This is a genomic window from Nocardia ninae NBRC 108245 (genome assembly GCF_007990755.1).
Taxonomy (GTDB): Bacteria; Actinomycetota; Actinomycetes; order Mycobacteriales; family Mycobacteriaceae; genus Nocardia; species Nocardia ninae.
The window spans coordinates 30,946-47,006 of sequence record NZ_BJXA01000072.1 but is presented as its reverse complement, the minus strand read 5'-3'; the positions used below and the strand labels follow the sequence as shown (position 1 = coordinate 47,006).

The window sequence follows — 16,061 nt, the reverse complement described above, 5'->3', positions numbered from 1 at the left end:
CACCGAGGGCGGCGCCGGTGCCGATCACCCGGCGCCTGCTCAGCCCGGCCTCGTCATCCTCGGCCGGTAGGTCTTCGGGGATTGACTTTTCGGACACGCGACCTCCTGCGACGTCGGCGGTCGGTGACCGCGCGAAGGGGATGTCATGCTCACGCCCTGAGCCGGCTCGGGCGCGCTCATGGTAGCCCCGCGACGCGATCGCAACCCCTATCCCGCGCCGCGTTGACACTCGCTCCGGCGCAATGACAATGTTGGGGCCTTGATACCTCATACCGGCGGTTCCGCCGGTTCGGCCTAGGGAGATCCATCGATGAGTTCACTCGCCGCCGGCGTGTTCATCGATTGGGAGGATCTGACGGGCCAGTCCAAGTTCGTGGTCGATCTGGTGACGTTCCCGATCTTCAGCGCGCTGGCGGGCTGGCTGACCAACTGGACCGGCGTGCTGATGTTGTTCTGGCCGGAACGATTTCGCGGCGTCCACATTCCCGGACTGCACCTGCTGTATCCGTACTTCCCGCGCCGGGTGCAGGTGCTGCCGACGTTCTCCGGCGACGGACGCCGACTCGGCTTCCAGGGGTTCATCCCGGCTCGGGCCGAGAAGATGGCCAGCATCTGCGTCGACAAGGCGCTGATGCGGATCGGTAGTCCGCGCGATTTCATCCACGAACTCGACCTGGACGGCATCGCCGACTACGTCGCGGTGCTGGCCCGTAAACAGGTGCAGCCGCTGGTCGACGAGTTGATGAACCGGGAGAACCCGGACCTGTGGCGTTCGGTGCCGCGCGCCGCGAAGCAGGTCATCTATCAGCGGGTGGATCGGGAAATGCCCGCGCTGTCGCGGCGCGCCTTCGAATCACTGGGCGACAATGTCGATCAGCTCATCGACATCAAGAGCTTCGTCATCCGATACCTGCAGGACAACCCCGGCATCCTCAAGGATCTGACCACCACGATCGCGGCGCCGGAGCTGCGCTTCATGGTCCGGATCGGGCTGCTCGGCGCGCCGTTCGGCCTGCTGCTCGCGCTGTATCTGCATGTGCACCACCGCATTCCGGTGTTCGGCTGGGTGCCGGGCTGGGTGATCGTGCTGCTCGCCTCGGCGGCGATCGGCGTGATCGTCAACGTCATCGCGGTCAAGATGGTGTTCGAGCCGGGCGACCCGCAGCCCTGGTACAAGTACCTGTGGCGGCAGGCGCTGCTGGCCAAACGGCAGCCGCAGGCGGCGACCGACCTCGCGCACATCCTCGCTTACCAGGTACTCACCCTGCCGAACCTGTCGAAGGAACTGCTCGACGGACCCAACGGCGACAAGACCCGTCAGCTGCTGGAACGGCTGATCTCCGACGAGATCCACCGGCAACTCGGCCCGACCACCTCGTTCGTCCGCGCCGCCCTCGGGCGCCGCCAGTTCGACAATCTCAAGGCAGGTGCGGCCGGGGCCGCCGTCGGGCTCGCGCCGACCCTGGTGGAGGACGCGGAGTTCACCCGGGAGCAGGCCAAGACCATCGACGTGTTCGCGGCGCGCAAGCTGCGGCAGTTGACGCCGGGGGAGTTCATGGAAATGTTCTATGCCTCGGTCGAGCAGGACGCCTGGCTGCTCTATCTGCACGGCGCGGTGCTCGGACTGGTCGTCGGCGCCTCGCATCTGATCGTTTTCGGCTGGTAGACAACGCTTCTCGGACCTCCGCAGAAATACAAGCACGCGTGCTTGCATTTTTCTGTGGCCGCTGCGATGCTGGACCGCGACAGCACACGACGTGGTGTGCGTGCACAGGCGTGCGTGACGCTCGGCGGCGACAACCCGCCCGAGCCCGGGCACCCCGCGATGAGGCAGGGAACAGATGGCTGACCTGGAAGCGCTGCTCAACGACTTCGCCGACGAGTGCGCGGAGCTGGAGGGAATCGTCGCCCCGCTGGCGGCGGCCGACTGGGCCCGCCCCACCCCCGCCCCCGGCTGGACCATCGCCCATCAGATCGGCCATCTGGCCTGGACCGACGAGGTGGCGACGCTCGCCGCCGCCGATGCCGACCGCTTCCAGCAGTTGGTCGTCGAGGCCGCGCCGAAGGCCACGACCTTCGTCGACGAGGCCGCCGGGGAAGCGGCTACCGCGCCGCCCGCAGAGCTGCTGGACCGGTGGCATAGCGGCCGCAAGTCACTCACCGACGCTCTGCGCGCGGTCCCCGTAGGCAGCAAGCTGCCCTGGTTCGGCCCGCCGATGAGCGCGGCCTCCATGATCACCGCCCGCATCATGGAAACCTGGGCGCACGGCCAGGACGTGGCCGACACTCTCGGCGTCGTTCGCACCCCGACCGCACGACTGCGCACCGTGGCCCACATCGGCGTGCGGACCAGGAACTTCGCCTACACGGTGCATGGAAAGACGCCGCCCACCGAAGAATTCCGGGTCGAACTCACCGCACCCGACGGCACGATCTGGTCGTGGGGTCCCGAGGACGCCGCGCAACGTGTGACGGGATCCGCTCTCGACTTCTGCCTGCTGGTAACCCAGCGTCGCCATCCGGACGATCTGGCGATCGAGGCGGTCGGCGCGGACGCGGCAGAGTGGCTCACCCTCGCCCAGGCCTTCGCCGGACCGACGGGAACGGGACGGACCGCAGGTCAGTTCGCCTGAAGAGGCGACAACGGCCGGATGCGAACATCCGGCCGTTGCCGACACCCGACCCGATCCATGAGATTGGGGAGCGGGCGAGCGCCACACTTGGGTGCGCCGTTCGTGTCGGCCGGACGCCATTGGCCGGGTGTCTCGATGTGGCAGTCGAGGATGACGCTCGCCAGCAAAGTTTATTTACCCCCACTCGAGGTGCTGGAAACATAAAGCACCCCGCGGATCGGCCGACCGTTTGCCGGCGGTCCGCGATGTGGACTGTGATTCTGCTCTCCCCGAGGCGGTACCCCCGCGGGCTGCGCCGTAACCTGGACAACCGTACGGCTTTCAACGATGCGGGCCGGCTGCCAGGGGGAGCAGGGGCACAGGAAGGACCGCATCGTGACAAGAAACAAGCATGCCCAGATCGCTCGGCACGCCGCGATCGTTCTCGCGGGTGCCGCCAGTCTCAGCCTCACCGTGGTCGCGGGCACCTACATCGTCCACCAGATGGCCGACATCAACCGGCCCGGCGGCGCCCTCGCCGCACCACCGGCACAGCCCGTCGAGGATTCGACGAGCGAACCCGAATGGGTGGACACCGTGCTGACCGGCGGCAGCTTCGAACTGCGCTCGACCTACCGCCGACCTTCGCACGACGTGGTCGTTCCAGTGCCGAAAGCGGGTGACCCACACCCTTATTCGTCGCCCGCGCCGCGTCCGGCCACCGTCGGCGGCACCCTGCTGCTCGGCGACGCCTATTTCGACGCGCAGGTCACCGCCGCACCCACCGACACGATCGCCATCACCCTCGGCACCAACGCCCGCACCGTGCTGACCGGCGACCCGAACCGGGAACGGCTCGACGACCGCGCGGACAGCACCGAGTTGCGCACCGAATTCGACACGCGCAGTGGTGCGGTGGTGCTGATGCTGACCGACCCGTCACTCGGCGACCACGACCTGCGCTTCGAACGAAACCCGGCACCGAAGTCCGCTCCGGTCCCCGTGCCGGATACCGAGTCGACCACCGCGCCGACGAAGCAGACACCCGGCGCGAGCACCCGGCGCGGCCCGGAACCCGCCGTCTCGGTATAACTCTCGGCCTACTGTTCTCGTATGCCGAACAGCACCTACGACTTCTGCGTGATCGGCGGCGGCATCGTCGGGGTGGCCACGGCGCATCGACTACTGCAGCGTCATCCGGGAGCGACCCTGGTGCTCCTGGAGAAGGCCGCCGCGCTGGCCACCCACCAGACCGGGCACAACAGCGGCGTCATCCATTCGGGCATCTACTATCCGCCGGACAGCCTGAAGGCCAGGCTGTGCCGCCGCGGCGCCCGCTGGACCAAGGAATTCGCTGCGGCACAAAAGATTCCCTTCGAGGTCTGCGGCAAGCTGCTGGTCGCCACCGATGCGGCCGAGCGGCAACGGATGCTGGCATTGCACGAGCGTTCGGTCACCAACGGCGTGGCGGTCGAGTTGCTCGACGCCGCCGAGCTGCATCGGCGCGAACCGAGGGTGACCGGGGTCGGCGCACTGTTCGTGCCGGACACCGGCATCGTCGACTACACCGCGATCACCACCGCATTGGCCGACGAGGTCCGCCGGGCAGGCGGCCAGCTGGTCCTCGGCGCCGAAGTTACCTCCCTCGCCGAGACCGACGCCACGGTCACCGCGGCGGGGCCGACCGGCTCATGGACGGCACGCACCCTCGTGGTGTGCGCGGGCCTGCAGGCCGATCGGATGGCTCGAATGGCGGGCCTGCGCAACGATTTCCGGATCGTGCCGTTCCGCGGCGAGTACTACCAGCTGCCGCCGGAGCGGGCGGGGCTGGTGCGCACGCTGATCTATCCGATTCCCGATCCCACACTGCCGTTCCTCGGCGTGCATCTGAGCCCGACCATCGACGGCGCGCTGACCGTCGGCCCGAACGCGGTGCTCGGCTTGGCCAGGGAGGGCTATCGCAAAGGCAGTTTCGATGCCAGGGACGCGCGAGCGGTGCTCGGTTTCCCCGGTGTGCACCGGGTGGCCGCGGCGAACGTGCGCACCGGGCTGCGCGAACTGCGTAATTCGCTGTTCAAGCGCGGCTATCTGGCCGAGTGCCGTCGCTACTGCCCGGAGCTGACCCTCGCGGATCTGCGGCCGCGCGAGGCGGGCATCCGCGCGCAGGCGGTGTTGCGCGACGGCACCCTGGTGCACGACTTCATGATCGAGCGCACCGCGCGCTCGGTGCACGTGCTCAACGCACCGTCCCCGGCAGCGACCTCCGCGATGCCGATCGCCGAGTACATCGTCGATCAGCTGGGCAGCAGCTAGAACACGACCGACCGGTCCAATATGGGACCTGACCAGCGCGGAGCAACCGAGCAACCGGCCGGTCGCACTGTGAAAAACCGCCGCACCGAATCCGGCGCAACCCTCCAATAAAGAGGAGTTCTGTAGTACTTTTAACGCCAGTCGTGGAACCGGGAGGGCCTCATGGGCCGCATCAAGTACGCGAGTGACGTCGGGGCGCCTGTCGAGGTCGCCTTCACCTATACGGACAACCATCTGTTCGTACCGGATTGGATGTTCGCGGTCGCCGACTTCGAACCGACCGGTGAGCTCGACTCCGGCCTCGGCGCGATGTACGCGACCACCGCACGGCTGATGCTGTGGCGGCCGAGGATGACATGCGAGGTCACCGAATATCGTCGCAACGTGGTGATCGGGTATACGCTGCGTGGGCGTTTGTCCGGGACCCTGACGCTGCGCTTCGATCCGCTCGGATACGGGCGGTCGGTGCTGACGTCCGAGGCGGAGTACAGCCCCCCGCGTGGCTTGGCGGGGCGACTCTGTGTCGGTCTGGTGGATTCCGCCGTCAAATCGGCGCTCCGCCGCACCGAGTCCCAATTGCGAAGGGAGATAGAAGAATTCCACGGTACCGATCTTGTCGGTCGGATTGCGTAGGGTGCCAGCCATGATCATCGTGAGCACCGACGGATCCTGCCTCCGCAACCCCGGCGGCGCCATCGGCTGGGCTTGGGTCAATCATCAGGGCTCCTCGCTGAGCGGCGGTGCCGCCTCCGGCACCAACCAGGTCGCGGAGCTACGCGCGGTGCTGGAGGCGATTCTCGCCCATCCCGGCTCCGAACCCCTACTGATCGAAAGCGATTCGCTCTACGCGATCAAGTGCGCGTCGGAGTGGATCTCCAGTTGGCGGCTCAACGGCTGGCGCACCTCGAGCGGCGGCGCCGTGAAGAACGTGGAACTCATCCGGCAGATCGACAAAGCGATCGCCAGCAGGCCCGGGCCCGTCCGGTTCCGTTGGGTCCGTGGACATGTCGGCAACTACTTCAACGAGCAGGCCGACGCGCTTGCCGGAGAAGCGGCTCGGAAGGCCGCCGCGACAGCGGCCGTCGCCGAGGCGAACACCGCGGAGATCCCCGCGGTGCTTGTGGAAGAAACGCCGGCGGCGCCGGAAGCGCCACGAGAGCAGGCCGCGGGGAAGGCGGCCGCGCCGTCGGCGCCGCAGACACTGACGCTGTTCTGATCGGTGCGCGACCAGATCGAATAGCCTCCGGCGGTGGTGGTTCGCCCCACCGCCGGAGGCGCTCGTCGGACTTACGACCGCAGGCTAGTTACCCGGCTGCGGGGCAGGCTGCCCACTCGGCGCGGGGGCAGGCGCAGGTGCGGGGGCTTCGCCCGGCACGGGCGCACCCGGAGCGCCGGGCAGACCGGTGCCCGCGCCCTTCAGCATCGGCGAATCGAGCTTCTCGACCAGCCACTTGTCCCCGGACTTGGTCAGCTGCGCGATCACCACGACGAACTGCCGCTCCGGCGTCGACTGGGTGAAGTTGGTCCGGTACTGGGTGAGCGTGACGAGCACCTTGGCCTCGGTCTTGTCACCGGACTGGTAGCCGCACTGCACGTCGTCGACCCAGGACTTGACCTGCGCCTGCACCATCGCGTCCTTGAGCGCCTTGGTCGCGTCGTCGAACTCCTTGAGGAATTCGCCGCTCGCCCCGGACTTCACCTTGGTGAAGTAGTCGTCGAGGTTCTTGGTGTAGTCGTAGACCGAGACGTCCTTGCCGAAGGTGCAGGCGGCCTGCGTCGAATCGCGGATCGCGTCCAGCTTCTCGCCGCGGTCCTTGCCCTGCAGGAAGAACACCACCACCGCGGTGATCGCGGCCACCGCCAGTACACCCGCCGCGAACGCGGCGATCAGCGGCAACGAGGCGGACCGCTTCGCGCCGGCCGGACCACTCGCCGTCGCACCGGCCTCCGACGCTGCCTTCTTTTCGGCCGCGGGCTGCTTTTCGGTCGCCACCTTCTTCTCGGTCGTTGCCGTTTCTGTCTTCGACAGCTCAGGCTTCGCCGTTGCGGCGGACTTCTCGGTCGCAGCGTCCTCGGTCACCGCGTCCTCGGCGTCCTTGTTGGTGTCAGCGTCATCGGTGGACATCGATACAAACCTGCACTTTCCCGGCGCGCGGGCGCACCGATCGACTGACGGGCCCGCATCTCGGGCGTACCGTACGCGTTCTCTCGGCGAGTATGCCCGGACCCACGGTTTCACCGCGGGACCGGGTGCAACTCACTTGATCGGGGGCAGGGTCCGTTCGTTCGGATCCACACCCGGCGGCATGTGCGCGCCGTTGTTCGGCACATTCGGGCGCGGTGCGTTGGCGGCACCACGGATCTCCTGGCCGGGCGGCGGATTCTCACAGTAGTTCCACTTGGGAATCGAGCCGTCCTGGATGACCTCGTTGCGCAGCTGCGGCGTGTTGTAGGTGCAGAACGGCCGCGGCCAGATGTCGAGGATCGCGTGGAACTCGCCGTCGTGGGCAGGCACACCCAGCGCGTCCGCACCCAGCGCGAGCGAGGGGAACAGCGCGCGCAGGGCGGGCAGGCGCAACTGCGCGGCCTTGGTCATCGCCGCGAAATTGGTGGCCAGGCTGGTGATCGGATCACTGGTCTTGTCCAGCACCGCGCCGAGGCTGGCCAACTGCCCCGGTGCGCGCTCGAGAATGCCCTGCAGTTCGGCGTTGGCGTTGTTGAACTGGGTGAACAGCGCGCCGGAGTTGCGGGTCAGCGTGCCGAGGTCGGGCTGAGCGTTGGAGGTGGTGTTCGCGATGGTGCGCAGGTTGGCGATCAGGTTCGTGGTCTGCGGCAGCAGATTGTCGAAGCCGGCCATGGCCAGGCTGATGCCGTTGACCATGCCGCGCAACTGATCCGGGCCGCCGCTGAGCGCGATGTCGAGCTCGTGCAGGATGACGCCGAACTTGTCCGGATCGACCTGCGCGATCAGTGCGCTGGCGTTGTCGAGGACCGACCAGACCGGGGTCGGCGTCTTGATCTTGGCCGCATCGTATTTGATCACCGCGCCGTCGCCGAGGTACGGCGCCTGCTCGCTGGCCGGGCGGAAGTCGATGTACTGCTCGCCCGCGCCGGAGAGCGCCTGCACCGAGATCGCGGTGTCCACCGGAATCTTGTACTTGCTCTCGATCTCCGCCACCGCGGCGATGGCCTGGCCGCGGTCGGTCAGCTTGATCGAGTTGACCTTGCCGACCCGATAGCCGCGCAGGGTCACATCGTTGCCCGGTTGCAGACCACCCGAACGGTCCAGATTCACCGTGACGGTGTAACTGGACTTCAACGGGTTCACCCGCATGATGCTGATCATCAGATAGCTGGCGCCGATCACGAATACCAGCACCAGGCCGATGGTCGACAACACCAGCTTGTGCTGCATCAGTTTCGCGATCATCGGTGACCACCCTCCACCCGGTTCTGCACTATCTGCAGCACCTGGATCAGGCTGCCCGCCAGATCCTGCACGTCGCGCAGATCATGCAGGCCGCCGTGCTGCGGGTCGGTCACCGCGCTGAGGTCGAGGTTGGTCAGCGTGGCGTAGACGGCGAAGCTCTTGCCCTTGAAGGTCGCGTCGACCTTCGGCCGGATCTCGCGCGCCCGATCGAGCAGGATGCCGAGGTTGTCGCCGGTCGCGGCCAGCGCGTCCATCAGCGCGCGGGTGTTGTCGAGCAGGCTACCCAGCTGCTGGCCGGAGGTGTCCGCGTAATCGCCGAGCGCCGCACTGGTGGTCGACACCTTGGTCAGCAGATCGCCGATGGCCCTGTTGTTCTCGGCGATGGCGCCGATCATCTGGGGCAGCGTGTCGGCCACCTGGCCGAGCTCGGCGCGCCGGGACTCGATGGTGTTGGCCAGCGCGCTGAATTCGTTCAGCACGCTGTCGACCTTCGCCGAGTTGGCGTTCAAACTGCCGACCACGCCGGTCATTTCGGTGATCAGGTGCGAGAGTTGGCCGCCGCGTCCACCCACGATGGAGTCCAGCTCCGAGGTGAGCTTGCTGAGGCTGGCGACGCCACCACCGTTGAACAGCATGGAGATCGAGATCAGCAGCTGCTCGACGGTGGCACCCGCCGAGGTCTTGTCGAGGCCGAGCGTGTCTCCGCTGCGCAGCATTTCGGTGCCCGGCTCGGTCTTCGGCTTGGACACCGCGATGAACACGTCACCCAGTGGCGTGGCCTGGCGCAGTTCGGCGGTGCTGTTCTTGGGCAGCTCGATGTCTTTGCTGATCGTCAGGTCGACGACGGCCTGGAAGTTCTTGGTCTTGATGTTGGAGACCACGCCGACATCCGAGCCGCCGATCTTCACCTTCGCCTGGTCCGGCAGGTTCAGCGCGTTCTCGAAAACGGCGTGCACGGTGTAGGTTTCGCCGGATACGCCGGGCTTGGGCAGCGGCAGCTTCTCCACCGTGAGACCACACCCGGAGGTGATGCCCACACCAGCCACCGCCGCGACCGCGATCAGTGCGCGGCGTGCCTTGATCGTCATTCGGTACGTCATTTCGTCAGTCCGAGCAGCGCTGCGGTCAGGCCGTAGTCGGGCCCGAAGTCCTGCATGTTTCCGGTGCGGCAACCGTCCGCCTTCATCTGGATCCGCTCGCAGAACACGCTCACCATCTCACCGGACAGTGCCGTGCCGATGATCGCGTGCAGCCGAACGTAGCGCCCTTCCCGGTTCACGATCCGGTCGATGTTCTGGAAGACCATCGGCGCCACGTCGACGACTTCGGTGATGCCGTAAGCGTTCTCGCGCAACTGGGCGGTGACGTTGGTCAATCCGGCCAGGGCGCTCGCCAGCTGATCCTGGTACTGGCCGAGCGTGCCGCTGGTGTTGGCCAGGAAGTCGTTGATCTGATCGAGCGTCGCCTGCAGGCCGGGGGCCTGCTCGGCGAGCAGCCCGGTCATCTGGGTCATCCGGTTGCTGAAGTCGCGCACCGACTGGTCGTTGTCGGCCAGCATCGTGGTGAGCTCGTTCAGCTTGATGATGATGTTGGACACCGCATCCTTGTTGTCCACACCGACTTTCAGCGCACCGGACAACGCGTTGAGCGTGTCCCGCATCTTCTCGCCGTTGCCGTTCACCATCGGGTACAACACCCGGCCGGAGAGCGGGCCGATGCCCTCGGTGCCCGGCTCCGGCTTGAGCGCGGCGGCGAACTGATCGATGGTCTTGATCATCGTGTCGAGTTCGACCGGCGTCTTGGTCTTGGCCAGCGGCAGATGCGCGCCGTCGGTGAGGGTGTCGCCCTTGGTGTAGACCGGGGTGAGCTCGACGTGCCGGTCGGTGACGATGGACGGCGAAATGATCGCGGCCATCGCGTCTTTCGGAATCTTCACGTCGTTGTTGATCGACATGTGCACCTCGACCAGCGTGCCCTTCGGCACGATCTTGTCGACCTTGCCGACGTCGAGCCCGAGCACGGTGATCGGGTTGCCCTCGTAGATGCCCGCGATGTTCTCGAAGTCGGCGGTGACCCGAATGGTCCGGCCGAGTGCGTCGTTCACCGAACTCGGCACCAGCGAGCAGCTGCCGACGGTCAGCGCGGCGGCACCGACGACGAGCGTCTTGGCCACTCTGCGCAGGTTCTGCGTCGTCCAGGTCATCACTGGCACCCCTCGATCACGTTGGCGCGGCACAACCAGTTGTCCGGGAAAATCCAGGGCAGGCCGACCGAGCCGTACGGCCCGTTGCCACCCCAGGAGTTCGCGAGGTAGCGCACGGTCGGCGGCATCAGCGACAACAGCCGGTCCAGATTTTCCTTGTTCTTCTGCAGGCCCTCGGACATGGTGTTGAGCTGCACGATGGTCGGGCCGAGCTGATTGTCGTTCTGCGCGCCGATTTCCTGCAGCTGCCTGGTGAGCTCGGCGATATTGTCGAGCAGCTGGCGCAGCAGACCCTGGCGCTCCATCACCCGGTTCGCGATGGCCTCACCCTGGGTGATCACCAGCAACACGCTGTTGCGGTTGTCGCCGAGGATCTGGGTGACCCGGTTCAGATCCTTGAGCAGGCTGTTGACCTCGTCCTTGCGCGCATCCATCACCTTGGCCAGCGCGCCGACACTGTCGAGTGCCTGCGCCACCAGCTCCGGCGAATCGCCCATCTGCTGGTTGATCAGGTTCAGCGACTCCGACAGCTTCTTGGTGTCGAGCGCCTCGAACTTCGGCGTGCCCTCCTGCACCACATCGGCCAAGTTGTATGGAACGGCTGTGTTGGACAACGGGATCCGGCCGCCCTTCAAACCGGAACCGTCGCCGGGATCGAGATCCACGTACCTGGCGCCGAGCAGCGTGGCCATCTTGATCGACGCGCGGGCGTCGGGGCCGAGCTTCACGCCGTTCTTGACGCTCAGCGTCAGCAGCACGTGGTCGCCCTCGAGCTTCGCACCGTCCACCCGGCCACTCGTCACACCCGCGACGTTGACCCGATCGCCGACCTTGATGCCCGCGGCCTGCACGAACTCGGCTTTCACCGTCTGTTCGCCGACACCGATCAGCTTGACCGCGCTGGAGGCGAGCAGCAGGACCACGATGAGCGCACCGCCGAGGATGCCCAGCCAGAAGTAGCGGTTGTTGTCGAACCTTGCCTTCATCTTCGACATCATGGGCGGCACACCGCCGACTGGGCCTTGCCACCGATGCCGAGGTTGTGGATGAACCCGCGCGGGAACAGCACCCCGTAGAGCGAGATGTCCAAGCCGCAGAGGTAGGCGTTGGCGTAGCCACCCTCGGCGGTGTGCTTGCCCGCGATCGAGATGATGTTGGGCAGGTCGATCGCCATCTGATCGAGCTTGGCGCCGTTGTCCAGCAGCAGCGTCAACGCCGCGCTGGTGGAATTCTGGGCGGTCTGCAGCTTGGGCTGGATGTGGCCGACCATGTCCACCAGCGAGCTGGTCGCGTTGGCGATCTGCACGGTCGAGGTCTGCAGCGACTGGCCCTGCTCGTACAACCCGCCGATCAAGGCCCGGGTCTGGGTCACCAGGGTCTCCAATTCATCACCTCGTTTGGCCAACCCCGCCATCACACCGGAGAGGTTGGTGATCACATCGGCCAGGATCGCATCCCGCCGCTGGAAGTCGGTGGCCAGCTGCGCGGCCTGCACGATGAACGCGCTCAACGAGACTCCGTCACCCTGCAGTGCCTGGATGAAGGTCTCGGAGAGGCGGTTCACCTGCTCGGGCTGCAACGCCTGGAACAGCGGCTGAAAACCGTTGAGCAGACCCGAGACGTCGAACGACGGCTCGGTGCGCTCCAGCGGAATCGACGCGTTGTCCTGCAGCGGGGCCGGACCGGACGCCTTGCCAGGCGCCAAGGCCACATACCGCTGGCCGATCAGGTTCTGGTAGCGGACAAGGGCTTTGGTGTCGTCATAGAGGGTTTGATCACGCTGCACGACGAAGCTCACCTTCGCCACCTGCTTGCGCAGCTTCTGATCCCGCACCAGCTCGATCTTCTCGATCTTGCCGACCCGCACGCCCGCCATCCGCACGTCGTCACCCTCGTGCAGGCCGAGCACATCGGTGAAGGTCGCCGAATAGGTGCGGGTATCGCCATCGACGATGCGCGCCAACGTATTCCAGACGACCACCGTGACGAGGATCGACACCAGCGCGAAGATGCCGAAGCCGATCAGTGGTTTACGAATACTCATCGGCCCACCCCGTTTTCGGCCACATGCATGGTCCCGCCCTTCAGAATCGAGCTCAGCAGCAGATATTCGGCGGTGGTCGGCTGGCGGCCGAGCAGCTTGGCGATGGCCGCGTCACCCTGGTAGGAGATCGCGCCCGCCGCGGGGACGGGCCCGGGCGCTGCCTGCGGTTGCGGCGCCGGTTGCGGAGCAGCCGGGGCCGGTTGGCCGAACAGACCGGGCAGCATCGGGAACAGACCCTCGAGCGGGGTGCCCGCGAACGGCGCACCAGGCACACCGGCCTGGACCGGCTGCGGAGCCGGCGTGGTGACACCGGGAATCAGCGGCAGCCCGGGCATCGGCACCACCGGCGGCAGTCCGGCCGCGGACTCCAGCGCCCTCGGCTTCAACTTGTCCGGCAGCGGCGGCAATTCGTTCACCGCGGGCGCGGTGAAGCAACTCGGTCCGGCCAGCTCGCCGTAGCGCGGGCAGTCGGCCACGGTGTAAGGCTTGTACGGCGTGAGCGTGACGCCCGCGTTCCACATCTGCTGCTTCTGCGGGCCCCAGGTGAACGTGGAGTCGAACTTACGGACCGTCTCGCTGAGATTCAGAATCGTCTGGGTGATCGCGTTGGGGTCCGCGGCCACCGCGCCGAACATGTCGCTGATGCCCTCGGTGACCTGCTTGCCGACGTCGCCGTTGCGGGCGAACAGGCCGTTGACGGTGTCGACCGTGCTGCCCGTCCCGGTGATCAGGGCGACCAGCTCACTGCGCCGGTCGGCGATGGTGCGTGCGGTCTCCACCGAGGTGCCGAGCACGTCGAGCAGTTCCGGCGAGGACTCGTTCAGCGCATGGAACGAGCTGGAGAAGTCGCCGAGCATCACGCCGAGATCGGGGATCGAGTCGTCCACCGACTGCAGCCAGCGGTCGAATCGCTCGACCGTCGAGCCGGGCATCCGGCCGCTGCCGTCGAGCGCCTGGGACAGCGTGCCCAGCACGCGACCGAACTGCATCGGATCGATCCGGTCCAGGATGTTGCGGACCGTGGTGAGCGTGTCCTGCAGGGCGAGCGTGCCTTTGCTGCGATCTTCCTCGATCACCGAGCCCTCGCGCAGGTACTGATCGGCCGGGCCGTTGAAGACCAGCTCGACCGAGGTGACCGCGAACAGGTTGCTCGGCACCACCCTGGCGGTGACGTTGGCAGGCACGCCGGAGGCGAACTCCGGCTTCACCTCGATCTTCACCTTCTGCAGTTCGCCCTTGGCCGCGACCTCGACCTCTTTGACCGCGCCGACGAGCACGCCGCGGAACTTGACGTCGGCGTCGGACGGCAGCCCGTCACCGGTGGTGGTGAGGTTCGCGGTGACGTTCACCTTCTCGACGAAATAGCCCTGGTATCGGGCCATCAGGAAGCCGAGTACCAGCGCGAGGACGACAAGGCCGCCGACGCCCGCGAGCAGTAGCTGACGCATCGTGGGTCCACGCCCACTGGGATCGATGATCATCTGGTGCTACCCCGAGATCCTGATGCCGGGGTTGACTCCCCAGATCGCCAAAGTCATGAACAGGTTCGCGAAGACGACCGCGATGATGCACACCTTGATCGCCCGGCCGGCCGCGACGCCGACCCCCTCCGGTCCACCGGAGGCGAAAAAGCCGTAATAGCACTGGATGAACGTGGTGATCGCGACGAACAGGATCGCCTTGAGCAAGGAGTAGATCACGTCCGTCGGTACCAGGAATTGGTAGAAGTAATGCTGGTAGGTACCGCCCGGGGTGCCGCCGATCAGTTGCACGGTCAGCGAGCAGGACAGGTAGGCCATGGCCAGCCCGAGGCAGTACAGCGGGATGATGGCGACCATCGCCGCGAACATCCTGGTGCTGATCAGGTAGGGCAGCGGCCGGATCGCGATGGACTCCAGCGCGTCGATCTCCTCGGAGATGCGCATGGCGCCCAGCTGTGCGGTGAACCGGCAGCCCGCCTGCGCGGCGAAGGCGATCGTCGCGAGCAGCGGGCCGAGTTCGCGGGTGGTGGCGAACGCGGAGACCGCGCCGGTGATCGGGCTCAGGCCGAGCAGGTTCAGCGAGTTGTACCCCTGGATGCCTACGGTCATCCCGCCGAACGCACTGAGGATGACCACAACGCCGATGGTGCCGCCGCCGACGACCAGGTTGCCGTTGCCCCACGAGACGTCGGAGAGCAGCCGCCACACTTCCTTGGGATAGTGCTTGAGCGCCAACGGGATCGAACCGATCGAGCGCAGCAGGAAGAACACCTGGTGGCCCAGCTTGGCGAGCAGATCGACCGGTGCCTGCGCACCCTTGCGAAACTGCTGGAACGGCCGCAGTAGCGGCGGAACATATGTCGACGACACTCAGACCACCTGTGACGGGAGCAGTGCGTTGTACACCTGGGTGATGATGAGGTTCACCCCGAACAACATGATGGCGGAACTCACCACCGCGGAATTCACCGCGTTGGCGACGCCGCCGGGACCACCGCGCGCATTCAATCCGTTATCGCACGCGATGATCGCGGCGAGCAGACCGAAAATCAGCGATTTGATCAGTGCGACAAGAAGATCGCGTGTTACCGCGAACGAGGAGAAGGTGCCGATGTAGGAACCCGGCGTACCACCCTGGGCGAAAATATTGAAGATGTAACCGGTCAGGAAGCCGACGAAGACGACGAAGCCACAGAGCAGCACACTCACCAGCATCGCCGCGCCGAGCCGGGGGGCGACCAGCCTGCGCATCGGGTCGACGCCCATCACCTTCATGGCGTCGATCTCTTCCCGGATGGTGCGCGAGCCGAGGTCGGCGCACACCGCGGAGCCGACGGCGCCTGCGATCATCAGCGAGGTGACGAGGGGAGCGCCCTGCTGGATGATGCCGAGGCCGTTGGCCGCGCCGATGAAGGAGGTGGCACCCACCTGGCCTGCGATCGAGCCGACCTGGATGGAGACGATAACGCCGATCGGGATGGCGACCAGCAGCGTCGGCGCCGCGGAGACACTGGCCATGAACGCGCACTGGCGGATGAACTCACGGAACGGAAAACGCCGCCGGAAGATGGCGACGAACAGTTCGGCGACCGCGGCGATCCCCATGGTGATCTGGCGACCGAAGGTCTCCAGCGAAGCCTTCGGATGGTCTGCCCAGTAACCCTTGGTCCAATCGACCGCATCACTCATCCGTGATCCTGTTGGCGGACTCTCGGTCGACTGCACTGGCTAACCCCTCTCGACGCCGGTTGGCTGCCCCGACGACTTGTTTGCTTGACGCACCTTACTACGTAGTAAGCCAGAACACACCACCCTCCTGTGATTGCAGTCATAGACGATCGTCACTGTGGTCGAAACGCTATGGCGGCCGCCACCGATATTGGGTCACAGCCCAAAACGAAGGGTGGTTTCTCTGGAACAAGTTACAGGTCAACCGGGCGAATCGACCGCCCAGACAAGATCATCGCGGCAATTTATT

The 16,061-nt window shown here is 66.2% G+C and carries 15 protein-coding genes; 6 read left to right on the top strand and 9 right to left on the bottom strand.

The window, feature by feature from the left end; genetic code table 11:
- Positions 1-310 precede the first annotated feature (310 nt).
- From NN4_RS35170 to NN4_RS35145, 6 genes are all read left to right on the top strand, one after another.
- Complete coding sequence (locus NN4_RS35170; protein WP_107653452.1) at positions 311-1,666, top strand: DUF445 domain-containing protein; 1,356 nt, start codon at positions 311-313, stop codon at positions 1,664-1,666.
- 175 nt (positions 1,667-1,841) lie between these two features.
- On the top strand, positions 1,842-2,633 hold the full coding sequence (locus tag NN4_RS35165) for a TIGR03084 family metal-binding protein (RefSeq protein ID WP_147140289.1): 792 nt from the start codon (positions 1,842-1,844) through the stop codon (positions 2,631-2,633).
- A 375-nt stretch (positions 2,634-3,008) separates the two neighbouring features.
- The gene (locus NN4_RS35160) at positions 3,009-3,704 is read left to right on the top strand and encodes a hypothetical protein (protein WP_147140287.1); all 696 of its coding nucleotides are present in this window, start codon (positions 3,009-3,011) and stop codon (positions 3,702-3,704) included.
- A gap of 21 nt (positions 3,705-3,725) precedes the next feature.
- Positions 3,726-4,925, top strand: a complete 1,200-nt coding sequence (lhgD, locus tag NN4_RS35155) for an L-2-hydroxyglutarate dehydrogenase (protein WP_147140285.1) — start codon at positions 3,726-3,728, stop codon at positions 4,923-4,925.
- A gap of 162 nt (positions 4,926-5,087) precedes the next feature.
- Positions 5,088-5,558, top strand: a complete 471-nt coding sequence (locus NN4_RS35150) for an SRPBCC family protein (RefSeq protein WP_147140282.1) — start codon at positions 5,088-5,090, stop codon at positions 5,556-5,558.
- A gap of 10 nt (positions 5,559-5,568) precedes the next feature.
- Positions 5,569-6,141, top strand: a complete 573-nt coding sequence (locus tag NN4_RS35145; protein ID WP_135234126.1) for a ribonuclease H family protein — start codon at positions 5,569-5,571, stop codon at positions 6,139-6,141.
- Between the two features lie 84 nt (positions 6,142-6,225).
- On the opposite strand, the gene NN4_RS35140 is transcribed toward NN4_RS35145, so the two are convergent.
- The 9 genes from NN4_RS35140 to NN4_RS35100 form a co-directional block, all read right to left on the bottom strand.
- Positions 6,226-7,050, bottom strand: coding sequence for a hypothetical protein (locus NN4_RS35140; protein ID WP_147140280.1), 825 nt, complete (start codon positions 7,048-7,050; stop codon positions 6,226-6,228).
- A gap of 132 nt (positions 7,051-7,182) precedes the next feature.
- Positions 7,183-8,355: an MlaD family protein gene (locus NN4_RS35135; protein ID WP_147140278.1), complete on the bottom strand. Its 1,173-nt coding sequence runs from the start codon at positions 8,353-8,355 to the stop codon at positions 7,183-7,185.
- Positions 8,352-9,443 carry an MCE family protein gene (locus NN4_RS35130; protein WP_147140276.1) on the bottom strand — a complete coding sequence of 364 codons (1,092 nt, stop codon included), beginning with the start codon at positions 9,441-9,443 and terminating at the stop codon, positions 8,352-8,354. The genes NN4_RS35135 and NN4_RS35130 overlap by 4 nt, the downstream gene beginning before the upstream one ends.
- Before the next feature lie 8 nt (positions 9,444-9,451).
- On the bottom strand, positions 9,452-10,558 hold the full coding sequence (locus NN4_RS35125) for an MlaD family protein (RefSeq protein ID WP_135234130.1): 1,107 nt from the start codon (positions 10,556-10,558) through the stop codon (positions 9,452-9,454).
- Entirely contained in the window at positions 10,558-11,553 is a 996-nt protein-coding gene (locus tag NN4_RS35120) for an MCE family protein (RefSeq protein ID WP_135237713.1), read from the bottom strand. The genes NN4_RS35125 and NN4_RS35120 overlap by 1 nt, the downstream gene beginning before the upstream one ends.
- A complete protein-coding gene (locus NN4_RS35115; RefSeq protein WP_147140274.1) occupies positions 11,553-12,602 on the bottom strand; it encodes an MCE family protein in 1,050 nt (349 codons plus the stop codon). The genes NN4_RS35120 and NN4_RS35115 overlap by 1 nt, the downstream gene beginning before the upstream one ends.
- The gene (locus tag NN4_RS35110) at positions 12,599-14,083 is read right to left on the bottom strand and encodes an MlaD family protein (protein WP_147140272.1); all 1,485 of its coding nucleotides are present in this window, start codon (positions 14,081-14,083) and stop codon (positions 12,599-12,601) included. The genes NN4_RS35115 and NN4_RS35110 overlap by 4 nt, the downstream gene beginning before the upstream one ends.
- Before the next feature lie 6 nt (positions 14,084-14,089).
- Positions 14,090-14,953 carry an ABC transporter permease gene (locus NN4_RS35105; RefSeq protein WP_107653465.1) on the bottom strand — a complete coding sequence of 288 codons (864 nt, stop codon included), beginning with the start codon at positions 14,951-14,953 and terminating at the stop codon, positions 14,090-14,092.
- Positions 14,954-15,772: an ABC transporter permease gene (locus NN4_RS35100; RefSeq protein ID WP_186818778.1), complete on the bottom strand. Its 819-nt coding sequence runs from the start codon at positions 15,770-15,772 to the stop codon at positions 14,954-14,956.
- Positions 15,773-16,061 lie beyond the last annotated feature (289 nt).